Here is a 23989-nt window from a genome sequence, read left to right as displayed (position 1 = left end):
ATGAACCACGTGACAGAGACGACGACAGTGCCACGCCCGCGCGGGGGCGAACGGATCGAGCGGATCATGGCGGTCGTCAACCGCGACCCCCGCACCGCCCCGCACGGCACCCGCAACGACGCGGTCCTCGCCGCCACGCTCGCCGTCGTGGCCGTGTGCCTGGCGCTGTCCACCGACCAGAGCCGCCGCCCGGACGCGCTCGGCTGGACACTGCTGCTGGCCGCCCATGTGCCGCTGGTGTGGCGGCGGCGCCGTCCGCTGCTGGTGCTGACCGTGGGGCTGGCGCTGCTCGTGCCGTACCACGCCCTGCAGAACAACCACTTCGCGGCCACGCCCGCCACGATCGTCGCGCTGTACACGGTCGCCGTCACCGGCCGGCCCCTGCGCACCGTCCTCGCGGGCGTCGTCGTCCTCGCCGTCTCCACGGCCGCGATGCTCACGGTCAGCACCCACCAGGCCGTCGAGATGCTGCGCATCTCCGGCTGGGTGATCGCCACGCTGTTCTGCGGCGTCGACGTCCGCTACTACCGGCAGTACGTGGCGGCGATCGTCGAACGCGCCGAGCGCGCCGAACGCACCCGCGAGGAGGAGGCCCGCCGCCGGGTCGCCGAGGAACGCCTGCGCATCGCCCGTGACCTGCACGACCTGCTCGCCCACACCATCACCCTGATCGGCGTGCAGACCTCGGTGGCCGCGCACGTCCTGGCCGCCGACCCCGAACGCCTGGACCGGGAGACGGTGGCGAAGGCTCTCGACGACATCGCCGAGACCTGCCGGACGGCGCGGGGAGAGGTGCGGACGACGCTGGAGGTGCTCCGCGAGAACGACTCGGCGGACGGCCGCGGCCCCCTCCCCGGCCTCGACGGCCTGCCCGACCTGGTGGAGACGGCACGGCTCGCGGGCGCGCGCGTCGAGCAGACGGTGCGGGTACGCCAGGCCCCGCCCGCCGTCGGCGCCGCCGCGTACCGCATCGTGCAGGAGGCGCTGACCAACGCGGTACGGCACGCGGGCGTCGAACCGGCCGTCCACGTCGACCTGTACGACGACGGGGGCGCCCTGCACCTGTCCGTCACCGACGACGGCACCGGGCCCACGCCCGGCACGGCGCCCGGCTTCGGGCTCGTCGGCATGCGGGAGCGGGCCCGCAGCGTGGGTGGCACACTCGACGCCGGGCCGCGGGCGGAGGGCGGTTTCGCGGTGACGGCCGTACTGCCGCTGACGGCCCCGGGGGAGGGCGAGGAATGACGATCCGCGTACTGCTGGCCGACGACCAGACCCTGGTACGGGCCGCGTTCGCCATGCTCGTCGAGTCGGCGCGGGACATGGAGGTCGTCGGGCAGGCGGGCACCGGCCGGGAGGCGGTGGCGCTGGCCCGTGGCGAGCGCCCCGACCTGGTGGTGATGGACATCCGCATGCCGGACCTGGACGGCATCGAGGCGACCCGGCTGATCGCCGCCGACGAGGACCTGGCGGGCGTACGGGTGCTGGTCCTCACCACCTACGACACCGACGAGAACATCGTGGAGGCCCTGCGGGCGGGGGCCTCCGGCTTCCTGGTGAAGGACACCCGTCCGGCTGAACTCCTGGATGCGATCCGTACGGTGGCCGCGGGCGAGGCGCTGCTGTCACCGGGCCCGACGGCACGGCTGATCGAGCGGTTCCTGCGCAGCCCGTCGGCGCCCGCGACCGGCGGCCCGGAATGCCTCTCCGGCCGGGAACGGGAGGTGCTGACCCTGCTGGCGCGCGGGCTCAACAACACCGAGATCGGTGAGGCGTTGGGGCTGAGCCCGCTGACGGCGAAGACCCATGTCAGCCGGATCATGGGGAAGCTGGGGGCGCGGGACCGCGCGCAGCTGGTCGTCGTGGCCTACGAGTCGGGGCTGGTCACCCCGGGCACCATCTGACGGTGACCACCCTGCGCCGCACCCTCCTCGCAGCCACCGTGCTCCTCACCCCGCTCGCGGCCCTCACCCCGGCCCACGCGGCCGACGGCTGCACGTCCTCCGTCCCGTACCTCTCGGGCGAGGGCGGCTACGACACCTACCGCATCCCGGCGACGGTCGTGACCGGCCGCGGCACGGTGCTGGCCTTCGCCGAGGGCCGCCACAACGGTGCCGGGGACACCGGGAACATCGACGTCGTCCTCAGACGCTCCGTCGACGGGGGCTGCACCTGGGGCCCGCTGCAGGTCGTGGCCGCCGGGAACGGGGACACCCGGGGCAACCCCGCCCCCGTCGTCGACCCGCGCACCGGTGCGGTCGTCCTGCTGACCTCCTACAACAGCGGTGCCGTCACCGAGGCGCAGATAATGCGGGGCGAGGTCACGGCGGGGCAGAGCCGGCGGGTGTTCGTCCAGCGCAGCGGGGACGACGGGCGGCACTTCACGCCGCCGCGGGACATCACGGACGAGGTGAAGCCGGCGGGCTGGCGCTGGTACGCGACCGGGCCCGGCCACGCGGTCGCCCTGACCCGCGGCCCGCACACCGGCCGACTGGTCGTCCCCGCCAACCACTCCGCGGCCCCGCCCGCCGGTTCACCCGACACCGGCCAGGAGGCCAGGTACTACGGCGCGCACGCCGTCTACAGCGACGACGGTGGGCGGAGCTGGCAGCTGGGCTTCGTGGACTCCTCGTACGACGGTGTGGCCAACGCGAACGAGTCCTCGGCTGCACAACTCCCTGACGGGAGGCTGTACTTCAGTGCCCGGGACCAGAAGAGGAGGGGTCTCGGCAACCGGCTCGATGCGTACTCCGGTGACGGTGGGGAGTCGCTGGAGCGGCCGTACGCGGTGCAGCCGACATTGAACGACGTTCCGGTCGTCCAGGGGAGCGTGCTCCAACTCGTCGGTCGCAAGGCGCCGTTGCTGTTTTCCGGGCCGTCCGTGCCGAACGCTCGGCGGGCGATGGCGGTCTGGCGGAGTGAGGACGGCGGGGAGACGTTCACGAAGGCGCTGACGGTGTCGGCGTATCGGGCCGCGTACTCCGACCTGGTGCAGGTCGATGGGGGCACGGTGGGGTTGCTGTACGAGACGGGGTCCTCGGGACCCTACGAGAGGATCGAGTTCCGCCGGGTGCAGGTGTCCGACCTGGGATAGCCGTTTCTCGCCCCCGCTTTCGGCCAAATCAGCCCCTCCGGCGTTTGAGGAGCGGGGGTCCGGGGCCGGCCCCCGGGACGGGAAGGGGCGGCGGGGGCGAAAACCTCCTACAGGAGGCCCGCCGTGGCCAGGAACTTGCCGACCCGCTCCACCTCGTCGGGAGACAGCGCCACCTGCGGCTCCGCCGTCGCCGGACAGCCGATCACACCCCGAAGGTGCAGCGCCGCCTTGAACGCCCCGAGGGCCGAGGAACTGCCGCCCATCCGCGCCGGGTCACCCACCCGCACCATCCCGAACAGGGCACACAGCCGCTCCTGCTCGGCACGAGCCCGCTCCCGGTCCCCCGAGCGGCACAGCCCGTCCAGACGGACGTACCCCTGAGGATCGACATTGGCGAGACCGGGCACCGCCCCGTCCGCCCCCATCGCAAGCGCCGCATCGACGACCAGTTCGGAGCCCGTCAGGACGCTGAAGCCACGGATGTCTGACCGGTTGCGCGCGCCGCCGACGACCTCCCGGAAGCCCCCCAGATCACCGCTCGAGTCCTTGAGCCCCGCGAGCACGCCCTCGGCGGCCAGATCGAGCACGACGTCCGCCGGCAGCTTCGTGTGCACGGCCACCGGGATGTCATACGCGACCACCGGCACCGGCGACGCAGCCGCGACCAGGCGGTAGTGGCGCGCGATCTCCGCCGGGTGCGTGCCCGCGTAGAACGGCGCCGTCACCACCACCGCATCCGCACCCGCGGCCGTCACCGCCGCCACGTGATCCAGCACCCTCGGCGTCGTCATGTCGATCGCCCCGGCGAGGACGGGCAGCTGTCCGGCCACATGAGCCACCACCGACTCCACCACCAGCCTGCGCTGCCCGTCCCGCAGAAACGCCGCCTCCGACGACGACCCCAGCACGAACAGCCCGTGCACCCCGCCGGCCACCAGGTGGTCGACCAGCCTGAGCAGTGAGGGGACGTCCACCTCGCGGTCCGGTGTCAGGGGCGTGCAGACGGGCGGGACGACACCGGTCAGCGGGGTGGGGATGGTCATGAGGGCTCCGTGGGGTGGTTCTGGCGTACAGGGTCCTGCGTCGACTGGTTCTCCTCCCCAGGATGGTGACAGCGGAAGCGGTGTCCCGCGGAGGACGCGGCCGAAACTCCGGCTTTTTGACGGTCCGCCGCCACCACTTCCGCGGCATCGAGGCCCGTACCCTGATCCGATGACGGACACCTGGCATCCCGCGGACCCCGGTGTGCTGCGACTGCCGTCGGGACGACTGGTCCGCGGCCGCGGGCTACGGCGCCCCCTCGCCCCGGGGGCGCCCACGCCCTCGTACGCCCTCTACCTCCTCGGCAGACAACCCCCGCCCGTCCCCTGGGAGTTCACCTGGATCCGCTGGCCCGACTTCCGCCTCCCCGGCGACCGCCCGGCCGCCCGCGCCGCACTGACCGCCGCCTGGGAGCGGATGGCGACCGAGCGCGTCGAGATCGCCTGCGGGGGCGGCCGCGGCCGAACGGGCACGGCCCTGGCCTGCTTGGCGGTCCTGGACGGCGTACCGGCAGGGGAGGCGGTGGCCTATGTACGGCACCACTACGACCGGCACGCGGTGGAGACGCCGTGGCAGAGGCGGTATGTGCGGAGGTTCTGAACCGTTGGGTCACCTGCACGGCAGCGTGCGGCGGCCTGAGATCTCGGTCTCCTTCCGTCGGTACGGAACGGCGATCTCTTCACTGCCCCACGCCGTACGTCATCCCTTGGTTGCCCGGCCGTAGACCATCGGCGGACGGCGGTGAGGGCGCGTCCTCGCCACAGTGAGGGGCATGGAGAAGACGAAGGGGATCAATCGGGCGCAGTTCCTGGCGGGGGCGGCGGCCCTCGGCCTGTCGGCGGCGGTGCTGCCGGCCGGCCCGGCCGCAGCGACCGGCCGCGGGCTGCGGCACCGCGGTGTCGTCTACACCGTGGGCGAGGGCGAGACGCCGGGGACCGCGTGGAGTGCGGCCCGGATGCGCCGGGACGTCCGCGTCATCCGCGACCGGCTGCACGCCGACGCCGTCGACGTCACCGGCGACGGCGTCGAACGCCTCACCGCCACCGCCGCCGAGGCCGCCGAACGGGGGCTGCACATATGGCTCCAGCCGACCCTCGCGGACGCCCCGCAGCGCGACACCCTCGAGCACCTGGCCGAGTGCGGTCGGTTCGCGGAGCGGCTGCGGCGGCAGGGCGCGAGCGTCGACCTCAGCGTGGGCTGCGAGTTCTGGCTGCTGGTGCCCGGGATCGTGCCGGGGGAGACGGTCCTGGAGCGCGTGCAGACCATGCTGAAGGGCAACTTCGACCCCGTGAAGATGCAGCGCCGCCTGGACCGCTTCACGGCGAGGGCGGCGGCGGTGGGCCGGTCCGTCTTCCGCGGCGAGCTGAGCTATGCCGCCGCTCAGGACGACAAGGTGGACTGGCGTCTCTTCGACGTCGTGGGCATCGACTACTACTCGTACTTCCACCAACGCTCGGCTTACGTACGGGAGTTGCGGAAGTACCTGCGGTGGGGCAAACCCCTCGCCATCACCGAGTTCGGGACCTGCACCTACGTCGGCGCCCCGGAGGCGGGCGGCATGGGCTGGGACGTCGTCGACCAGGACAAGGACCCGCAGGAGATCAAGGGCCACCTGGTCCGCAGCGAACACACCCAAGCCGCCTGTCTGACCGGTCTGCTGGACGTCTTCGAGTCGATGAGCCTGTACGCGGCGATGGCCTTCGAGTTCGTCACCCCGGACGCCCCGCACCGCACCGACAACCCGCGCTACGACCTCGACATGGCGAGCTACAGCATCACGAAGACCATCAAGGACCGCCCCGACGACCCCCGTTCGCCCTGGCACTGGGAGCCGAAGGAGGCGTTCCACGCACTGGCGCGCCAGTACGGGCGGGCCTGCGTACGCCCGGCACCGTAGACGGACCGGCCGCGCGCCGACGGGAGCGTGTTCAGCGGCAGTGGACGTCCTGCCGCGGCCGCTCGCCTGTCGCCAGGAAGCGGGAGACCGTCGCGTCGCCGCACCCGGTGCCGTTGGCGAGGTAGGCCTCGTGGCCGGTGGCGTCGTTGGTGACCATGACGGCGCGGCGGCCGAGGGCCTCGCGGAGCTTCAGGGCGCCGCTCAGCGGGGTCGCGAGGTCGCGCTCGTTCTGGACGAGCAGGACGTTGGACGGGCCCCGGTCGGTGATCCGTACCGGAGGCTCCTTCGGCTGCCACGGCCAGGCGGCGCACACCAGCGCGTTCCTCGGCATGCCCGCGGTCAGCGGGTACTTGGCGCGGCTTTCGGCGACGTCCTTCCGGTAGGTGGCGGCATCGCGCGGCCAGGCGGCGTCGTTGCAGATGGTGGCGGCGCTCACCGCGACGACGTTCTGCATGGCCGCGTCCGGCGGGGCCGCCGGTGCGGGCGGCACGGTGCCCTTCAGGGCGGCCGCGATCAGCTTGGCCAGGGCGGGGTAGTCGTCGGGGTCGGTGAGGCCGTCCAGCATCGTCTGGCGCAGCACGTTGCCGTTCAGCTCCTCCGGGTTGGCACCCGGCCAGGGGAGCGGCTCGCGGTCCAGGCGGGCGGCGAGGCGGAGGAAGAGCGGACGGATCTCGGCGGCGGTGCCGGCCAGGCGGTACGGGTTGCCGGGCGTGGAGGCCCACTTGGCGAACTCGGGGAAGTTGTCCTCGACGCCCACCTCGTACGCGGCGACCCAGGCCCGCTCCGCCCGTACCGGATCGGGGTTGTCGTTGCTGTCCAGCACGATTCGGTCGGTGCGCTGCGGGAACATCTCGCTGTAGGCGGCGCCCACATACGTGCCGTACGAGACGCCCCACGCGGACAGCCTGCGCTCGCCGAGCGCGGCGCGGATGCGGTCGATGTCGCGGGCGTTGTCCCTGGTGGTGATGTGGCGCATCAGCTCGCCACCGTTGGTCGCGCAGGCGGCGGCCACCCGGCGGGCGGTGCGCATGTTCTCGGTGACGGACCCGTCCGGGGCGGGCCACGGGCGCAGCTTCGACAGGGCGAGATCGGCATGATCGAGGCCACAACTGACGGCTGTGGAAGGCGCGTTGCCGCGCGGTGCGAACCCGATCAGGTCGTAGGCGTCCCGGACGGACTGCGGCAGCTTCTGCCCCTTCCGCGAGGGGTCGTCCAGACCGGTGCCGCCCGGCCCGCCGGCGATCAGCAGCAGGGCGCCCCGGCGGGCGGACGGTTTCTCGGCGGGGATGCGCGAGACGGCGATGTCGATCGTGCGGCCGTCGGGGTGGGCGTAGTCCATGGGGACTTCGAGGGTCGCGCACTGCTGACGGGGGTCGAGGCCGCTGCCCGCGCACCTGGCCCACTTCAGCGGTTCCTCGGCGGCGGACGCGGTGAGGGGCGTGACGGCACCGAAGACGATGCCGGAGGCGGCGGCGATCAGGGCCGCGCTTTTCGTGATCTCCTTCATGGACACGAGACTCCCGGATGCCGCCTGCGCATCCCATCCGGTCAACTGCCTTGTCGGCAGGGGGGTTTACCCCCGGCCGTACGCAGGGTTTCTCATACGTCCCGCCGGTCCACGACCACCACCGCCACGACGGCCGCGACCGCCGCCCACACCGCGAACACGACCCACCCGCCCGCGACGGTGGCCGGATACTTCGGGACCAGCACATAGCGGGTCTGCCCGTACCCCACGTCCACGAGCCGAGCCCAGGCGTTGAACGGAAGGGCGTGGCGGACCGACGCCGTCCAGTGGTAGCGGTCCGTGACGAAGGACGGCAGGAGCAGCAGGACGAACGTCGTCAGGACCATCGTCGTGGCGCTGTGCCGGATCACCGCGCCCAGCCCCATGCCGACCAGCGCACACACCGGGGCGAGCAGGGCCGATGCCACGACCACCCGCCAGGCGCCGGGATGGCCGATCGGCACGCCCAGGCCCCGCCCGTCGAGGATGGCCTGCGAGGAGGCGTACGAGGCGGCGGCCAGGAGCGCGCCGTACATCGTCATGACCGCCGTGAGCACCGCCACCTTGGCCGCCATCAGGGCCCGTCGGTCCGGCACGGCGGTGAACGTCGTACGGACCAGGCCCGTCGCGTACTCCCCGACGACCGTGATCGCGCCGATGCCCGCGCACACCAGCACCAGGATCATGGCGGAGCCCTGGGTGAAGGCGTCCCGCAGCGCCCAGTACACGAAGTCCTCGCGGATCGGCCCGCCGTAGTGCGGATAGTTGACGTAGTCGGCGCGGGCCGCGTTCGCGTTGAAGCCGACGACGGCCAGAGCGCCGGAGCCGAAGGCCCAGTAGGTGGAGCGCAGGGAGCGCAGTTTGATCCACTCGGCGGCCAGCAGGTCGGTGAAGCGGGCGGCGGGCAGGGCGAGGGTGGTCATCGGTTCTCTCCAGCCGCGTACTCGACGCTGTCGGCGGTCAGTTCCATGAAGGCCGTCTCCAGCGAGGCCACCTGTGTCGTCAACTCCCAGAGCAGGAAGCCGTGTTCGTGCGCCAGCTCACCGACCCGGACGGCGCTCGTCCCGTCCACCTTCAGCGTCTCCTCGTCGTACGGCGCCACCACCGCACCCTCCGACTCCAGTACGGCGGCCAGGGCACCCGCGTGCGGCGAGCGCACCGTCACCGTCGGCGCCGTGCCGCGCGCGGCGAACTCGGCAAGGCTCTCGGCCGCGATGAGCTCCCCGCGGCCGATGACGATCAGCTCGTCCGCGGTGTTCTCCATCTCGGACATCAGATGGCTGGAGACGAAGACGGTACGGCCTTCGTGCGCGAGCCTGCGGAACAGCCCGCGCACCCACAACACCCCTTCGGGGTCGAGCCCGTTGAGCGGCTCGTCGAACAGCAGCACCGGCGGGTCGCCGAGCAGCGCGGCCGCGATGCCGAGCCGCTGCTTCATGCCCAGCGAGAAGGAGCCGACCCGGCGCCGGGCGGCAGCCTGGGTGAGCCCCACCTCGGCGAGCACCTCGTCCACCCGCGCCCGCGGGATGCGGTTGCTGCGGGCCAGCGCGTGCAGATGCGCCCGCGCACTGCGCCCGCCGTGCACGTCATGGGCGTCGAGCAGGGCACCGACGTGCCGCAGCCCGCGCGGATGCCGGCGGAAGGAGTGCCCGCTGATCGTGGCGGTACCGGCGCTCGGCTCGATCAGCCCGAGCAGCATCCGCAGGGTCGTCGTCTTGCCCGCGCCGTTCGGGCCGAGGAAGCCCGTGACATGGCCGGGGCGGACGCTGAAGGACAGATCGCGTACGGCGGTCGTGGGGCCGTACCGCTTGGTGAGCTGCTCGACTTCGATCATGCCGACCACGGTGGCGCGGGCGGCCCTCCCTGGGCATCGGCCGGACGCTGACACTCGTACGAGGCGACTGTCGACCCTGGTTGTACGTCCACGGTCCGATGACCGCACCGCGCCCGGCGCCTACGATCACGGCATGCCCGCCACCTCGCCTCCGCCGCCCCTGCTCAAACGCGTGCCGCCGGCCGGGTGGACGGCGATCGTGTGGACCGCGAGCACGCTGTTCACTCTGCTGACGACCGTCCGGCTGCCCGGCGAGTCGGTGCCGTCCCAGTGGCCGGCGGCCCAGTTGTACCGCTGGGACGGCCTGTCGTTCCTGGCGGTGTCGACCGCGTTGGCGTTCCAGGCCGGTCGGCTGCTGCAACGCAGGCCGTTCCTCGCGACCACTCTGGCGATCCTGGCCGGGGTCTTCGAGACGACCACCCTCGGCGTCGACCTGCTGCCGATGAACCAGTACCTCACGACCATGGTGGTCCTGTACTTCGTCGCGGTCGCCCACCCTCGGCGCATCGCCCTCATCGCCCTCGCCATGGCGATCGGCACCCTGATCACGTACATAGCCGTACGGATGCTGCGGCACTGGCCCGCCGGCACCTCCGCCGAACTGGCCGTCGCCCTGGTCACCGTGATCGTCTGGCTGCTCGGCAACTCGGCGCACCAGTCCCGCCTGCACGCCGAACGCCTCAGCGCCGAGCATGCGGCCCAGGCGGTCACCGCCGAACGGCTGCGCATCGCCCGCGAGATGCACGACACCGTCGCCCACAGCATCGGGATCATCGCCCTCCAGGCGGGCGCGGCTTCCCGGGTGGCGACGGCGCATCCCGAGGCGGCCCTGGCGGCGATGCGGGCGGTGGAGAACGAGGGCCGCCAGACCCTGGCGGGCCTGCGCCGCATGCTGGTCGCACTGCGCGCGGCCGACACCGGGCAGGACCCGGAACTCGCTCCCGCGGGCCTGTCGGACGTCGACCGACTGGCGGCCACGACCACGGCCGCGGGCGTCCGGGTGGAGGTCCACCGGCTCGGCGAACCACGCCGACTCCCACCCGACATCGACCTGTCCGCCTTCCGGATCATCCAGGAGTCGGTCACCAACGTCGTACGGCATGCGGGCACACGCGCATGCCGGGTCACCGTCGACTACCGCGACGAGGAGGAACTCGCCCTGGACATCACCGACGACGGCCTGGGACAGGGCAGTTCGACCGACACCGGGTTCGGTCTGGCCGGCATGCGCGAGCGGGTGGCCCTGCTGCACGGCGAGTTCACGGCGGCCCCGCGCCCCGAGGGCGGCTTCCGTGTGACGGCCCGTCTGCCGCTCCCGGTGTCCGTCCGATGACCGCTGCCCCGACGGTCCGGGTCCTCCTCGTCGACGACCAGGAACTCATCCGCACCGCACTGAGCATGGTCATGGCCGACATCGAGGACGTGGAGGTCGTCGGCGAGGCGGCGACGGGCAAGGACGCGGTACGGCTGGCCGGTGAACTCGCCCCCGACGTGGTGGTGATGGACATCCGCATGCCGGGGATGGACGGCATCGAGGCGACACGCCGCATCACGGAGACCCAGGCCGACGTCCGGGTGGTCGTCCTCACCACCTTCGACGACGACGCGTACGTGTACGGGGCGCTGCGCGCCGGTGCGGCAGGCTTCCTGGTCAAGGACATGGCGCTGGACGACATCATCGGCGCGGTACGGGTGGTGGCGGCAGGCGACGCGCTGATCGCGCCGAGCGTGACCCGCCGCCTGATCCAGGACTTCGCCGCCCGGCCCGAACAGACCGTCAAACGGCGGGAGTTGAAGGCCATCACGGACCGCGAACGCGAGGTCCTCATCCTGGTCGGCAGCGGCCTGTCCAACGCCGAGATAGCCGCCGAGCTGTGCATCAGCGTGGCCACGGCGAAGACGTACCTCACCCGCCTGCTCACCAAGCTGGACGCGCGGGACCGGGTCCAGCTGGTGATCATGGCCTACGAGGCGGGGCTGGTGTCCCCCTGATCCCGCCGGTCTCCTTGATCCCTCTGTCTCACAGCCCCAACGTCATGATCAACCGGTCCTCCCCGGGCCCGAAGTAGCCCTTGCGCACCCCGCCCTCGAACGAGAAGCCCAGGGACTGGTAGAGCGTGATCGCGGCCGCGTTCGTCGGTTCCACCGTCAGGCGGACCTGGTGGACGCCCTCGGTGCGCAACCGGCGTATCACCTCGACCATCAGCCGGCGACCCAGCCCGCGTCCGCGCAGTTCGGGGGTGACGGCGAGGCTCTTGATCCAGTTCACATAGCCGTCCGAGGTGGTGACGAACAGGACGTAGCCGTGCAGGCTCTGGCCGTCGTCGAGGACGAGGATGCGGTCGCCGTGGATGTCGTAGCTCTGGCGCAGCTCGAAGTAGTGGTACGGCTCCTCGGGGAAGGCCTCCCTGTCGACGCGGTGCAGTTCCGGCAGGTCGGCCTCGACGACGCCCCTCATGGTCAGGGGGCGGTCGGCGCGGTCGGCCGTGGAAGGAAAACGTTTCTCTGGAAGAGTCGTCATGCCGCCCCCTGCGGGTTGGGAGTCAAGGGCGCGTTGACACCCGTACGAGTGGTCCGGGTGAGACGCCTGTTGTCTGCCTTTCTGGTGTGTTCGGCAGAGTTCCGACCATCTTGAGCGGGACAATCCGGCCGTTCAAGGCCGGATCAGGCCGCAGGAATGCATTCGCCACGGTGCGCCCCCAGTGCGCCCCGTCCCCCTGCCGGGGACATGACGTAATTCTCGGGACATTGACCGCAGGGGGATCCGGAGGGCCTCCGGTGTTGGTACCGTAGGTAAATGACCTTGAGCTCGTCGGGGGATGCCCAGGTGAAAAATGCGGACGCGCCCTGGGACTCATTCGACCCGATCGCCTACGTTCGGCACAACTACCGCTTCTTACAGGCGGAGGACGAGGAGATCCTGCATATCATCCGAGGTCATTTCGGCGCTCATTTCCGGAAGCAGGGCGTCGGACCTGTTTACGGCATCGACGTGGGCGCCGGGGCGAATCTCTATCCCGCGCTCTCCATGCTGCCCTGGTGCGACGAGATCACCCTCTTCGAGCACTCGTTCGCGAACGTGGAGTACCTCGAGCGCCAGACGGACGGCTACGACGAGAACTGGGACCCGTTCTGGAACGCCCTGTGCGAGCACGAGGCGTACGGCTCGCTCTACTTGGACCCCCGCGACCGGTTCCGCAAGGTCGTCAAGGTCGAGCAGGGCAACATCTTCGGGCTTGAGCGCTTCGGCGGGCGCTGGTCGGTCGGGACCATGTTCTTCGTCGCCGAGTCGATGACCACCTCCCGCCAGGAGTTCGACCTGGGGGTGAGGCGCTTCATGTGCGCCCTGGCCCCCGGTGCTCCCTTCGCCGCCGCCTTCATGGAGCATTCGAAGGGCTATCACGCCGGGGAGGAGTTCTTCCCGGCCTGTGACGTCGGCGAACCCGAGGTGCGCGCGAGTCTCGCACCATTCGCGCGCGACTTCGAGGTGCAGCGGCTCAAGTCTGCGGCAGGTGTGCGCGACGGGTATTCGGGAATGATCCTGGCCTACGGTTGGCGAGGGAATACGGACGCAGGCATTCCGGCCGGATAAAAAATCTTCACAACAGAAAAGGGTCATTCCTCAAATGACGGCAGTGCGGCCTGTGTGAGGGGCATGGGATGCAGATCAAGCCACGCCAGCATTTGCTGGACATCTGGCAGGCCATCGCCCGCCACTCCTTCGAGCGGGAGCAGTGGGCCTGGGGCGAGTGGGGCGGACAGAGCAGCGTCGCCGACGCCGAGCGGCTGCTCTGCCTGCTGTACCCGGCCACGGAGATCCCCGCGTTCCGGCTCGACGACCCGGACACCACACAGGAGGACGTCCAGCAGGCGCTGAGGAAGGCCGGCGGGCGGCTCGACCTCCCGGCCAACCTCGTCAAGGCCGCGTCCGACTTCATGCGCACCCACACCGGCGAGGACAAGAGGCCCACCTTCGCCGGTGGTTACTACTTCGGATCCCAGGACAAGGCCCAGGGGGAGCCCACCGAGGAACAACGCCAGCTCGGAGTGGTCGACTCCTTCTCGATGTCGATCACCCTCTGCCTGGCCACGCTCGGCTTCCTCAAGGTCTACGAGACCAGGACCAGACGCAGCGACATCCAGGAGACGATCGCCGAGCTGCGTTCGGCCACCAGCAACCGGCTCACCGCCGCCATGGTGAGCCTGCTGCGCTCCTTCACCGTCAACGCCTTCGACGCCGACTCCGCCCAGGGCCGCAACCTGGTCGAACTCCTCGGCCAGGGACGGCTGTCGCCGCGGCAGGTGCTGAACATGTACCAGAGCCGCTTCCGCGCGCTGCGCGCAGCGATCGTGGAGAGCCTCACCCTCGGCATCGACGTCCAGGCGGGCCTCAAGGACGAGAACCAGTTCTTCGAGTGCGGCTGGTCGTGGAGCCTGGTGAAGGACGCCCCCGAGGTCGAGACCGACGAACTCATCGGGCCGCAGCCCAAGGGCGCCGCCGACCCGGTGCCGTATCTCTACTTCACCGTGGTGGCGCTCGACGGCATCCAGGACCTGTTCTCCGACCGCACCCTCACCCTGGGCCTGCTCAACGCCGAACAGCAGAAGCTCGCGGAGGCGCTCCGGCTGCGCTGGGAGCTGACCCAGCAGTACTGGTCCGGCATCGCCCGCTTCGACGCCGAGCGCTGGCCCCTGGAGGACATCCCCTGGCGTACGACGGGACAGGAACTGGAGTCCGAGTACTTCTCCCTCTCCGTCGCCGCCATCCTCGTCCACGACCTGATGCGGCGCCGGGCCACCGACGACGACCTGGCCCGCACCGTCACCGTCATGGAACGCCTCGCCGAACGCGGCCGTATCACCAGCCGTATGACCCGCGACGACCGCACGGTCTACGAGCTGCACAACGCGGGCGTCAAACTGCCCCTGCAGGGCAGCGAGCGGCTCGGCCCGCCGATGGTGTGGTCCCTGCACGACTTCTCGGCGCAGCTGCTGAAGCGGACCATCCAGCTGCGTGCGCTCTCCCGCAACCTCGACTCGCACGACCGGCTGCTCAGACTCGCCGAGGACGTCTTCGACCACATGTGGCGCCGCCGTATCCGCGAGGGCGAGGGCACCGGCCTGTGGGACTACGTCCACGCCGCCTATCCCGAGGCGGAGATCGTCCCGCGCCGGGTGCCGGTGTCGTGGAACATCACCGAGCGGGTCGCCGAGGTGATGGTCCAGGTCCACCAGATGTACCGGCAGCCCCCGGTACGCAGCCTCGAACTGACCGAGCTGGCAGGGGCGTTGCTCAGCGAGTCCGCCCATCTCCTGGGCAACGAACAGATGGAACCCGCGCCCAGCGACGACGGCCGGCACGGCATGCAACTCAGGAACATCGAGGTCAAGCTGCGCCGCGCCCGCAGCCTCCTGGACCAACAGCCGGGCACCGCCTACGCGTTGGCGCTCGACGTGCTGGGACAGCTCGACGCGCTCACCCGGGCTCGCGAAGCCGCGGCCCAGGGACGGTGACCGCGTGCTGATCTTCGCCGCCTCCGACAAGGGGGGCACGGGCCGCTCCGTCACCAGCGCCAACCTCGCCTACCACCGTGCGCTGGCCGGGGACGACGTGTGCTACCTGGACTTCGACTTCGGCTCGCCCACCGCCTCGGCCGTCTTCGACGTGGCCGACGCCCGCGCGGCCGTCGAGGACCGCGGCCTGCACTCCTACCTGATAGGGGAGGTCGGCGAGCCGGAGCGCATCGACGTCTGGGCCGGCACCGAGCACCAGGTGCTGCGCGACCCGCCGCCCGGCTGCGGCCGGCTGGTGCTGATGCCCGGCGACGTCGGCGGCGGCGAGTTCGCCACCACCGGCGACCACGTGCGGCTCTGCGTCGACCTGCTGATGAAGCTGTACTACGAGTTCGACCTGGTCGTCGTGGACCTCAGCGCCGGCCGCTCCTACGCCGTCGACATGGTCCTGGAGGCCACCGCGCAGCCCGAGATGCGGGAGATCACCGCCCGCTGGCTGGTCTTCCACCGCTGGACCCGCCAGCATGTGGCGGCCGCCGCGAGCCTGGTCTTCGGCGAGCGCGGCATCGTCGCCGGCGGTGTCGACCGCGGCCACGAGGAGGAGGCGCTGCGCGGCGCCATCCGCTTCGTCCGGGCCGCCGTACCCGATCCCGAGTCGCCGCTGTGGTCGCAGGTCTCGCCCACCCAGTCGGCGTGGATGCGCAAGACCGACAGCGACCTCAAGCAGCTCGCCTCCACGCACGGCATCGGCTACAGCCAGGTCCTCGGCTCCATTCCCCTCGAACCGGTCCTGCAGTGGCGTGAGCAGCTGATCACCGACGAGGACGTGCTCGACAGTCAGATCGCCAACATGGAGACCTGGCGGGCGCTGAACCAGCTGGCCGCCCGGCTCACCGACGACAAGTACTGGGAGCAGGCGTGACAGAGGCCGTCTTCCGGGAGACCACGGCGGAGCTCCGCACCCAGTCCGTGCCGCTGTCCCACCTCTCCCTGGAGCTGGGCCACCTCTACATGGAGGACTTCGAGGCGGGCCCCGAGCGACTGCGGGAGCACTTCGCCGAGGTGCGGCTGTGGGTGGACGCCGCCCGTGCCTCCGCCGCCCGCCGCACCGGCGGCAAGCGCCCCCGTATCAGCACCTGTTTCCTCGTCGACGACTACTTCACGCGCTTCTCCACCCCCGCCGAACTCGTCCCGCTGGTCCTCAAGGAGGCCGAGAAGGCCGGCCTGGTCATCGACTACCTGGCCCGCGAGTCGGGCTGCGCGGTCGCCGACCGGATCGAACTCGCCGAGTCCGTCATGCACCGCCTGGTCGAATCGCCGCCGCCGGGCAGCTACGGCTCCCGCCCCTCCGTCAGCCAGACCGGCTGGCTCGCCAACGGACAGCGCACCCCCACCACGAAGCGCGCCGCCCTGGGCGAGGTCAAGGGCTGGGAGCCGCCCCAGGAGACGGCGGCCCGCAACCACTCCGTCTTCATGGACGTCGAGCTGTGGTCGGAGAAGGACGGCCGGCGGCTGTGGTCCTGCCCGTTCCTGGCCGCCGTATGGCAGCTGGCCAGGCTGGGCCTGTTACGACACCTCGGTGAGCCGGTGCTCGTCCCGCGCCCCTGGAACGGCGAGGACTTCCCGCAGGACTGGGACCGGCTGCCGCCCCTGCTCCAGCTCAACCCGCGGGCCGCGGCCTTCAGCGCCTACCGCACCTGCACCCTGATGCCGAACCGTTTCCTGGCCGTCGAGGACGCGGTACGGCTCATCCTCGACCAGACGGAGGTCGACTCCGGGGCGCTCAGGCAGGTCGCCGAGCGCTCGGCCCGGGAGGGGCTCGCGGTCCCGGCCGCGGTCGCCCAGCGCGCGACGTACGTCTTCTACGAGGAGCCCGTGGGCGCCCTTGCCGACGAGGGGCCCTGACATGACGACGGCCCTCGGACAGCCCGCGCGCCCGGTCCTCGCCTGTGGTGAGGTGCGCACCTGTCTGCTGCCGTCCTTCCAGGCGCTGGACGGCAGGGCCGCCGCCCAGCTGCTCAGGCTGCGCGCCGACGAACACGTCCGGGTCTCCGAGCGGCCCAACCTGTACGCCCTGTCCCCGGAGGTGCTGACCGGGGTGGACTGCCGGCTGCCCACCTCCAACGGCGCCAAGGTCCGGGCCGTCGGCACGGTCGCCACCCGTGTGGCGCTCACCGAGGGCCGGCTGCTGCAGTCCACCGCGTACTTCAGCGCACCGGCCGCGGGCCCCGACACGCGCCGCCCCTGGGGGCACTATCTGGTACGGCCCGGGGTGGTCGAGCCGTTCGGGAAGCTGCCCGAACAGGCCACCGCCGAAGGCGTGCTGCGCGGCGCCGGGCGCGGTGAACTCGACCTGGGGATGATCGCCGAGTCCCTGCTGACACGGCTGCTGCGCCACCCGCTCCTGGATCGCAAGGTCCCCTTCAAGTCCCGCCGCACACACCTGCGTTGGACCGCCCGCCGGATCCCGGGGGGCGAACGGGCGGAACTGACGCGGTTCACGCTGGCGGAGAACGGGCTGCGGACGGTGGAGCTGCGGCTGCCGGAGGACACACCGGTCTCCGCGGCCGCGGGTCTGTGCGAGGACCTCGCGCTGCACGACTGGCTTTTGACGACGGTGGTGCACATGCTGGACAGCAGTCGGCTCGCCGCGGCGGACGGGGGCGCCGTGGTCCAGGCGCTGCGCCCGGCCGTCGACCATCTGCTGCATCTGTGGATGCCGCACGCGCAGGTGGACCGCTCGCTGGTCCACCTGTGGGAAGTGCTGGAGCGGGAACCGGGGTTCACACGCCAGTGGCAGAACCTGGTCCAGCGCATCCGGGACCAACTGGCCGTCCAGGCCATACCGCTGCTGCACCAGGCACTGAGCACGAGCTGAGGGGCGGCACCAACCACATACCCGACGGGGGAGAGACATGAGCGGAGCGACGTTAGGGCCCGGGGACCACGGAGCGGGGCCGCAGCGGCAGGGCATACCCAAGCTGTTCTGGAAGATCCTGATCACGGCGTCGGCGGCGGGCGGCGCCTTCCTGCTGACCATCCTGCTGAACGGCGACAACAACGACATCTGGCAGTGGGTGGCGTCCATCGTCCTCGGCAGCGCCACGCTGATCGTCCAGTACCTCGTGGACTTCGGGGAGCGCCTGGAGGTGGTCGAGGAGAGCCAGCGTCACCACATCGACGACATGAAGCGGAGCCTGGCCAATCACCACGCGGAGATGCGCACCGCGGTCGACCAGAGCTTCGCCAAGATCAACGAGGCGACGGAGCTGTTCAGCAAGGTGGACGGCTCCGTGCTGCGCTCCGAGGAAGTGACCCGGCTGGTCAAGGCGTACACCCAGGTCGGGGACGAGGCGCCGGGGATCGTCAAGAGCTTCGCCGAGGAGGAGCTGAAACGTCTCGCCGAGCTGATGGAGGACCTCATCAGCGGAAGAGCGGACTCGTCGTTCGAGAACCACGAGTGGCTGATCGACCTCGCCCTGTGCGTCAAGAAGACCCTCTACGCCACGAGCACCACCGTCGACCGGGACTTCTGGGCCAGCGAGCCCGCCAAGCGGTATCTCAGCGCGCAGGAGAAGGCCATCAAGACCCGTGGGGTGGAGGTCCGGCGGCTGTTCCTGGTGGACGAGCCGGAGGAGGTCACCGAAGCCCTCGAGCAACTCTGCGCGCGGCAGCGCAGGTACGGCATCGACGCGCGGATAGGCGTGCAGTCGCAGCTGGATCCGGGCGGCACGGTGATGGACTACATCATCTTCGACGGGGAGCTGTGCTACGAGACCCGGCCGGACAATCACGTCCGGCCGGACATGACGATGCTGAGGATGAAGCGCGAGCACGTCGAGGACCGCGTCAGCCAGTTCAACGAGCTGTGGGCGGCGACTGAGCCGGACCACGAGCCCGAGCCGGAACAGGGGAGCGTCCGCCGGCGGCTGCGCCGGGTGGCCGACTGACTGCTTTCTTCATATAGGCGGCCGGTCGCGCCCCGCGCCCCGTCGAACTCCGTCAACCGATCGAAAATACCGTCGGTTTTTGCAGGGCCTGGTCAATGCGCATCGCGATTTCGGGCCGAGGCTTTTCGAAAGGCCTGCTCGAACTCCCGGATTGCGAGCCGTGACGCGTGCGAAGCATTGGCCATGGCCCAACCGCCTCTCCCTGGCCTGCACTTGTGGAGCACAGACTCCAGCCGAGTGTAGGCGCAGCGGCCCACGCCGGAGACGAAAAGCGTGAAACTCAAAAGGAAAGGGGAGCACGCTGTAGGCGCAACGAACACGGTGCCCGCAATTATGAGTCGTGTTCGTTACGGTCGTTAAGGAGAGGAAATGAAACCGCCCGTCGGTACTCATGTCGTGGACACGCGAACTGGGAAGGTGGGAATCGTCATGGGGCACGAAGGGCCGTATGTGCAACTGAGACCGTACGGGGGCGGCAGGGAGTGGGACGCCGATCCCGCCGCCGTGCGCGGGGCCACCCAGGCGGAGCGGCTGAGCGCGGCGACCGCGTACGCCAACGCCCGCAGCCGGGGTGAAGTGCCTTGAGTAAGGTGCGGGCGCATGAGTCTGCCGAGCATCTGGAGATGGCGCAGGCCGCGGGCCGCGCGGCGCTACCCCGACCCGCTCACGGCACACCAGCTGTGGATGGTGTCGCTGAGCGCGCCGGTCAGCCGGGACCGCGGCGCCTCGCGGACCACTCTGTACCCGTTCACGCGGATCGATGACGACAGCGCCCGCAGCCGGCTGGCCGAGCAGTGGGAGATCACCTCGCGCGCCGGGCTGACGGACCGGCTGGACGGCTTGTCGCGCAGCGGCTACCGCGCCCGGGCCCTGCAGCTCCTCGGCGTCTCGCCGCTCGCCTGGGACGCCGCCCTGTACGCCGACATCACCCGGCTCGGCTTCGGAGCCGGAATGATCACCGAGGCCGAGGCCTGGACCGCCCTCAAGAACATCGTGCCGGCAGTCGTGGGGACGTACGCCTCCTGGCAGGAGTACGCCGACCACTGCCTGCTGGGGCGGGCCGTGTGGCGCGACGGGCTGCGCGGCACCCGGGACGCGGCCTTCCCCGCCCCCCGGTCGGCCGCCGACGCCCACCTGCGCGCCCTCCTGAACCCGGCGAACCGGACCAGCCCCTGGAACCTGGCCCCCTGGGACACCATCAGCCACCCCGACCGTCCCCGCTGAGCCCGGCGGTACGGGAGAATGGACCTCATGAGTCTGTTCCGCGACGAAGGCCGACCGGAACCCTGCGGGGGCCGGCGATGAGTCTGTTCCGGGACGACGGCATCGTGCTGCGCACCCAGAAGCCGGGTGAGGCGGACCGGATCATGCTGCGTCACCGCGGGGGACACCCCCCGCGCCCCCGGCCGAACACCCCCGGTGGTGCGTGATGAGTCTCTTCCGTGACGACGGCATCGTGCTGCGCACCCAGAAGCTCGGTGAGGCCGACCGCATCATCACCTTGCTCACCCGTGGTCACGGCCGGGTGCGGGCCGTGGCGCGTGGGGTGCGGCGTACGAAGTCCAAGTTCGGCGCCCGTCTCGAACCCTTCTCCCATGTCGACGTGCAGTTCTTCGCGCGCGGGAGTGAGCTGGTCGGGCGCGGGCTGCCGTTGTGCACGCAGAGCGAGACCATCGCGCCGTACGGCGGCGGGATCGTCGCCGACTACGCCCGCTACACCGCGGGGACCGCCATGCTGGAGACCGCCGAGCGGTTCACCGACCACGAGGGCGAGCCGGCGGTGCAGCAGTACCTGCTGCTGGTGGGCGCCCTGCGCACCCTCGCCCGCGGCGAGCACGCCCCGCACCTCGTCCTCGACGCCTTCCTCCTGCGCTCCCTCGCCGTCAACGGCTACGCCCCCACCTTCAGCGACTGCGCCAAGTGCGGAATGCCCGGGCCGAACCGGTTCTTCTCGGTGGCCTCCGGCGGAGCCGTCTGCGTCGACTGCCGGGTGGCCGGCAGCGTCGTACCCTCGCCGCAGACCCTGGAACTGCTGGGCGCACTGCTTACGGGAGACTGGGAGACCGCGGACGCGTGCGAGCCGCGGTACGTCAGGGAGGGGAGCGGGCTGGTGTCCGCCTATCTGCACTGGCATCTGGAACGCGGGCTGCGCTCGCTGCGTTACGTAGAGAAGTAAGCCGAAGAGGAGACGAGAAGCACATGGTCGTACGCGGGATCCTGGGACGCCAGCGCCGCGAGTACAGGGCACCGGAGCCGCACCCGTCCGGCGCCCGCGCGCCGAAGCTGCCGGGCGAGCTGGTCCCGAACCATGTGGCGATCGTCATGGACGGGAACGGGCGGTGGGCGAAGGAGCGCGGGCTGCCGCGCACCGAGGGCCACAAGGTGGGCGCCGAGCGCGTCCTGGACGTGCTGCAGGGCGCCGTCGAGATGGGCGTCGGCAACATCTCGCTGTACGCCTTCTCCACCGAGAACTGGAAGCGCTCGCCCGAAGAGGTCCGCTTCCTCATGAACTTCAACCGGGACTTCATCCGCAAGACCCGCGACCAGCTCGACGAACTCGGCATCCGGGTGCGCTGGGTGGGCCGTATGCCCAAGCTGTGGAAGTCGGTCGCCAAGGAGCTCCAGGTCGCGCAGGAGCAGACGAAGGACAACGACAAGCTGACGCTGTACTTCTGCATGAACTACGGCGGGCGGGCCGAGATCGCCGACGCCGCGCAGGCCCTGGCGGAGGACGTGAAGGCGGGGCGGCTCGACCCCTCCAAGGTCAACGAGAAGACCCTCGCCAAGTACCTCTACTACCCGGACATGCCGGACGTGGACCTGTTCCTGCGGCCGAGCGGCGAACAGCGCACCTCCAACTACCTGCTCTGGCAGAGCGCATACGCCGAGATGGTCTTCCAGGACGTGCTGTGGCCGGACTTCGACCGCCGCGACCTGTGGCGGGCCTGTGTCGAGTTCGCCTCCCGCGACCGCCGCTTCGGCGGCGCCGTCCCGAACGAGGAACTGCTCGCCATGGAGCGGGACATGCAGGGCGGCCCGGCCACCTGAGGGGACTGGCCGGGAGCTGGTCATCTCCTGGCCGAAAAGCACCTGTACGATCCCGCCTCATGGTCATGGACATGGGGCGGGACGCCGAACAGGGCGTGGTGGAGCTGGCGTACGAGCCGGTGGTGGACGACTTCGTCGGGGCGCTGCGGGTGCGCCAGGGACTGCGGCGGCGGGGATGGGTGCGTAAATGGGCCATCGGCCTCACGGTCTTCGCCTTCCTGCTGAAGGCCTCGCTCGCGGTGGCGGGTAAGGAGGACCCCGACTGGTTCCTGCTGATCTGGCTGCCGCTGGTCGCCACCCTGTTCCTGCTCACACCCAGGCTCCAGGCCCGAGCCTTCCTCAAGCTCGCCGCCCGCAACGGCACCTACCGCGTGAGCGTCGCGGACACCGGCCTGACGATGACCAACGACAACAGCACGACGTCGGTCAAGTGGGCCGCGCAGCCCCGCTACCGGGAGACCAAGGACGCGTTCTACACCTACAGCGACGACAAGAACGCCAGTTGCTTCACGGTGCTGCCCAAGCGGGGCCTGCAGAGCCCCGCGGACGCGGACCGGCTGCGGGAGATCCTCGACCGCAACCTGACCCGCGTCTGAGCGTCAGTTCCCGGCGGAGGCGCACTCCGCGCAGGTACCGAAGATCTCCACGGTGTGCGCCACGTTGACGTACCCGTGCTCCGCCGCGATCGCCTCCGCCCACTTCTCCACGGCGGGGCCCTCGACCTCGACCGCCTTGCCGCAGACGCGGCAGACGAGGTGGTGGTGGTGTTCACCGCTGGAGCAGCGGCGGTAGACGGACTCGCCGTCGGAGGTGCGCAGGACGTCGACCTCGCCGGCGTCGGCAAGGTTCTGGAGGGTGCGGTAGACCGTGGTCAGGCCGACCGAGTCGCCCTTGTGCTTGAGCATGTCGTGGAGTTCCTGCGCGCTGCGGAACTCGTCCACCTCGTCGAGCGCCGCCGCCACAGCGGCACGCTGCCGGGTGGCGCGGCCCTTCACGGGCGGTCCAGCGGTCGTCACCGGTTCCTCCTCTTTTCGGCTCGATCGCCTGCGGGGCGCCTTGTGCCGGTGTCGAGACCGCGACCGTGCTCAGCCCTCCGGGCCTCCGCGCGCTCGCGCCGTCGACACCGGCGCGCCCCTTCGGCTCCTCGCGCCTCCTACGTCTGCGCTTGCCGGGCCATTGTGCCAGCCCGGCCTGTGCGCAGTCAGACGCCGACCTTCCCCTCGGTGGCCCGCGCGGCCGGAATTGCACACTCCGCCGGGTCGCCGGCGGGCTGTGCGGCCGCTGCGGCACGGGCGCGGCGGCGGGCCAGCGGGGCCGCCAGCGCGGTCAGCGCCATGAAGGCCGCGATGGTCAGCAGCACGATCGTCGCGCCGGGCGGCACGTCCTGGTAGTACGACGTGATCGTGCCGCCGATGGTCACGGAGACCCCGATCGCCACCGCGATCGCGAAGGTCGCCGCAAAGCTGCGGCTCAACTGCTGTGCCGCCGCCACGGGCACCACCATCAGGGCGCTCACCAGCAGCAGGCCCACCACCCGCATCGCGACCGTCACCGTCACCGCCGCCGTGACGGCGGTGAGGAGGTTCAGGGCACGCACCGGAAGGCCCGTGACCCGCGCGAACTCCTCGTCCTGGCTGACCGCGAAGAGCTGTCGGCGCAGACCGAGGGTGACCAGCACCACGAAGCCCGCGAGCAGGCAGATCGCCGTGACGTCCGACTGGGAGACGGTCGACAGCGAGCCGAAGAGGTACGAGGTCAGGTTGGCGTTGGAGCCGCCCGGCGCGAGGTTGATGAACATCACGCCGCCGGCCATGCCGCCGTAGAAGAGCATCGCGAGGGCGATGTCACCGCGGGTGCGGCCGTACCAGCGGATCAGCTCCATCAGGACCGCGCCGAGCACGGAGGTGAGGGTCGCCATCCAGACCGGGGACGCGGAGAGCAGGAAGCCGAGGCCGACGCCGGTCATCGCGACATGGCCGATGCCGTCGCCCATCAGGGCCTGGCGGCGCTGCACGAGGTAGATGCCGATCGCCGGGGCGGTGATGCCGACGAGGACGGCGGCGAGCAGGGCCCGCTGCATGAAGGCGAAGTCGAGAAAGTCCAT

26 protein-coding genes are annotated in these 23989 nt (G+C 70.9%); 19 read left to right on the top strand and 7 right to left on the bottom strand.

Annotated features, from left to right (window positions below; genetic code table 11):
• From ACFY1E_RS02385 to ACFY1E_RS02375, 3 genes are read left to right on the top strand one after another with little or no spacing between them, the layout of a single operon-like run.
• A complete protein-coding gene (locus ACFY1E_RS02385) occupies nucleotides 1-1245 on the top strand; it encodes a histidine kinase (RefSeq protein ID WP_389070426.1) in 1245 nt (414 codons plus the stop codon).
• Entirely contained in the window at nucleotides 1242-1904 is a 663-nt protein-coding gene (locus ACFY1E_RS02380; protein ID WP_389070424.1) for a response regulator, read from the top strand. Before ACFY1E_RS02385 ends, ACFY1E_RS02380 begins: the two co-directional genes overlap by 4 nt.
• A 2-nt stretch (nucleotides 1905-1906) precedes the next feature.
• Nucleotides 1907-3094 carry an exo-alpha-sialidase gene (locus tag ACFY1E_RS02375; RefSeq protein ID WP_389070421.1) on the top strand — a complete coding sequence of 396 codons (1188 nt, stop codon included), beginning with the start codon at nucleotides 1907-1909 and terminating at the stop codon, nucleotides 3092-3094.
• A 107-nt stretch (nucleotides 3095-3201) separates the two neighbouring features.
• Here the strand turns inward: ACFY1E_RS02375 and ACFY1E_RS02370 are convergent, their stop codons facing one another.
• Complete coding sequence (locus ACFY1E_RS02370; RefSeq protein ID WP_389070418.1) at nucleotides 3202-4137, bottom strand: dihydrodipicolinate synthase family protein; 936 nt, start codon at nucleotides 4135-4137, stop codon at nucleotides 3202-3204.
• Nucleotides 4138-4306: 169 nt separating this feature from the next.
• On the opposite strand from ACFY1E_RS02370, the gene ACFY1E_RS02365 reads away from it, so the two are divergent.
• Nucleotides 4307-4735: a protein phosphatase gene (locus ACFY1E_RS02365; protein ID WP_389070416.1), complete on the top strand. Its 429-nt coding sequence runs from the start codon at nucleotides 4307-4309 to the stop codon at nucleotides 4733-4735.
• A gap of 172 nt (nucleotides 4736-4907) precedes the next feature.
• Nucleotides 4908-6032: an abortive phage infection protein gene (locus tag ACFY1E_RS02360; RefSeq protein WP_389070413.1), complete on the top strand. Its 1125-nt coding sequence runs from the start codon at nucleotides 4908-4910 to the stop codon at nucleotides 6030-6032.
• Between the two features lie 31 nt (nucleotides 6033-6063).
• Here ACFY1E_RS02360 and ACFY1E_RS02355 read toward each other — a convergent pair whose 3' ends face one another.
• The 3 genes from ACFY1E_RS02355 to ACFY1E_RS02345 form a co-directional block, all read right to left on the bottom strand.
• Complete coding sequence (locus ACFY1E_RS02355; protein WP_389070412.1) at nucleotides 6064-7539, bottom strand: alpha/beta hydrolase; 1476 nt, start codon at nucleotides 7537-7539, stop codon at nucleotides 6064-6066.
• A gap of 92 nt (nucleotides 7540-7631) precedes the next feature.
• On the bottom strand, nucleotides 7632-8462 hold the full coding sequence (locus ACFY1E_RS02350) for an ABC transporter permease (protein WP_389070409.1): 831 nt from the start codon (nucleotides 8460-8462) through the stop codon (nucleotides 7632-7634).
• Nucleotides 8459-9373, bottom strand: coding sequence for an ABC transporter ATP-binding protein (locus ACFY1E_RS02345; RefSeq protein WP_389070407.1), 915 nt, complete (start codon nucleotides 9371-9373; stop codon nucleotides 8459-8461). The genes ACFY1E_RS02350 and ACFY1E_RS02345 overlap by 4 nt, the downstream gene beginning before the upstream one ends.
• A 133-nt stretch (nucleotides 9374-9506) precedes the next feature.
• Here ACFY1E_RS02345 and ACFY1E_RS02340 point away from each other — a divergent pair, with 133 nt between their 5' ends.
• Both ACFY1E_RS02340 and ACFY1E_RS02335 read left to right on the top strand, forming a co-directional pair.
• The gene (locus tag ACFY1E_RS02340) at nucleotides 9507-10706 is read left to right on the top strand and encodes a sensor histidine kinase (RefSeq protein WP_389070404.1); all 1200 of its coding nucleotides are present in this window, start codon (nucleotides 9507-9509) and stop codon (nucleotides 10704-10706) included.
• Complete coding sequence (locus tag ACFY1E_RS02335) at nucleotides 10703-11365, top strand: response regulator (protein WP_389070402.1); 663 nt, start codon at nucleotides 10703-10705, stop codon at nucleotides 11363-11365. Before ACFY1E_RS02340 ends, ACFY1E_RS02335 begins: the two co-directional genes overlap by 4 nt.
• Before the next feature lie 28 nt (nucleotides 11366-11393).
• Here the strand turns inward: ACFY1E_RS02335 and ACFY1E_RS02330 are convergent, their stop codons facing one another.
• The gene (locus ACFY1E_RS02330; protein WP_389070399.1) at nucleotides 11394-11894 is read right to left on the bottom strand and encodes a GNAT family N-acetyltransferase; all 501 of its coding nucleotides are present in this window, start codon (nucleotides 11892-11894) and stop codon (nucleotides 11394-11396) included.
• A 276-nt stretch (nucleotides 11895-12170) separates the two neighbouring features.
• Here ACFY1E_RS02330 and ACFY1E_RS02325 point away from each other — a divergent pair, with 276 nt between their 5' ends.
• The 12 genes from ACFY1E_RS02325 (at nucleotide 12171) to ACFY1E_RS02270 (ending at nucleotide 22481) form a co-directional block, all read left to right on the top strand.
• Entirely contained in the window at nucleotides 12171-12965 is a 795-nt protein-coding gene (locus ACFY1E_RS02325; protein ID WP_389070396.1) for an SCO2525 family SAM-dependent methyltransferase, read from the top strand.
• 68 nt (nucleotides 12966-13033) lie between these two features.
• Nucleotides 13034-14887, top strand: a complete 1854-nt coding sequence (locus ACFY1E_RS02320; protein WP_389070394.1) for an SCO2524 family protein — start codon at nucleotides 13034-13036, stop codon at nucleotides 14885-14887.
• A 4-nt stretch (nucleotides 14888-14891) separates the two neighbouring features.
• The gene (locus ACFY1E_RS02315) at nucleotides 14892-15809 is read left to right on the top strand and encodes an SCO2523 family variant P-loop protein (RefSeq protein WP_389070391.1); all 918 of its coding nucleotides are present in this window, start codon (nucleotides 14892-14894) and stop codon (nucleotides 15807-15809) included.
• On the top strand, nucleotides 15806-16792 hold the full coding sequence (locus ACFY1E_RS02310) for an SCO2522 family protein (protein WP_389070389.1): 987 nt from the start codon (nucleotides 15806-15808) through the stop codon (nucleotides 16790-16792). The genes ACFY1E_RS02315 and ACFY1E_RS02310 overlap by 4 nt, the downstream gene beginning before the upstream one ends.
• A 1-nt stretch (nucleotide 16793) precedes the next feature.
• A complete protein-coding gene (locus tag ACFY1E_RS02305) occupies nucleotides 16794-17765 on the top strand; it encodes an SCO2521 family protein (RefSeq protein ID WP_389070386.1) in 972 nt (323 codons plus the stop codon).
• Between the two features lie 37 nt (nucleotides 17766-17802).
• Nucleotides 17803-18837 (top strand): DUF6879 family protein, encoded by a 1035-nt coding sequence (locus ACFY1E_RS02300; RefSeq protein ID WP_389070384.1) that lies wholly within the window; start codon nucleotides 17803-17805, stop codon nucleotides 18835-18837.
• A gap of 369 nt (nucleotides 18838-19206) precedes the next feature.
• Entirely contained in the window at nucleotides 19207-19422 is a 216-nt protein-coding gene (locus ACFY1E_RS02295; protein ID WP_030933991.1) for a hypothetical protein, read from the top strand.
• A 15-nt stretch (nucleotides 19423-19437) separates the two neighbouring features.
• Entirely contained in the window at nucleotides 19438-20061 is a 624-nt protein-coding gene (locus tag ACFY1E_RS02290) for a DUF1266 domain-containing protein (protein ID WP_389070381.1), read from the top strand.
• A gap of 77 nt (nucleotides 20062-20138) precedes the next feature.
• Complete coding sequence (locus ACFY1E_RS02285) at nucleotides 20139-20267, top strand: hypothetical protein (protein WP_389070379.1); 129 nt, start codon at nucleotides 20139-20141, stop codon at nucleotides 20265-20267.
• Nucleotides 20267-21013: a DNA repair protein RecO gene (gene recO / locus ACFY1E_RS02280; RefSeq protein WP_351470694.1), complete on the top strand. Its 747-nt coding sequence runs from the start codon at nucleotides 20267-20269 to the stop codon at nucleotides 21011-21013. The genes ACFY1E_RS02285 and recO overlap by 1 nt, the downstream gene beginning before the upstream one ends.
• Nucleotides 21014-21036: 23 nt before the next feature.
• Nucleotides 21037-21885, top strand: coding sequence for an isoprenyl transferase (locus ACFY1E_RS02275; RefSeq protein ID WP_389070377.1), 849 nt, complete (start codon nucleotides 21037-21039; stop codon nucleotides 21883-21885).
• 59 nt (nucleotides 21886-21944) lie between these two features.
• On the top strand, nucleotides 21945-22481 hold the full coding sequence (locus tag ACFY1E_RS02270) for a YcxB family protein (RefSeq protein ID WP_389070374.1): 537 nt from the start codon (nucleotides 21945-21947) through the stop codon (nucleotides 22479-22481).
• Between the two features lie 3 nt (nucleotides 22482-22484).
• On the opposite strand, the gene ACFY1E_RS02265 is transcribed toward ACFY1E_RS02270, so the two are convergent.
• Together ACFY1E_RS02265 and ACFY1E_RS02260 are read right to left on the bottom strand one after the other, a co-directional pair.
• Nucleotides 22485-22901 carry a Fur family transcriptional regulator gene (locus ACFY1E_RS02265; RefSeq protein ID WP_389070372.1) on the bottom strand — a complete coding sequence of 139 codons (417 nt, stop codon included), beginning with the start codon at nucleotides 22899-22901 and terminating at the stop codon, nucleotides 22485-22487.
• A 185-nt stretch (nucleotides 22902-23086) separates the two neighbouring features.
• Nucleotides 23087-23989, bottom strand: coding sequence for a metal ABC transporter permease (locus tag ACFY1E_RS02260; RefSeq protein WP_389070369.1), 903 nt, complete (start codon nucleotides 23987-23989; stop codon nucleotides 23087-23089).

Origin of the sequence: Streptomyces sp. NPDC001604 (genome assembly GCF_042893475.1) — a bacterium.
GTDB lineage: Bacteria > Actinomycetota > Actinomycetes > Streptomycetales > Streptomycetaceae > Streptomyces.
This window is presented reverse-complemented; position numbering and strand designations above follow the sequence as displayed.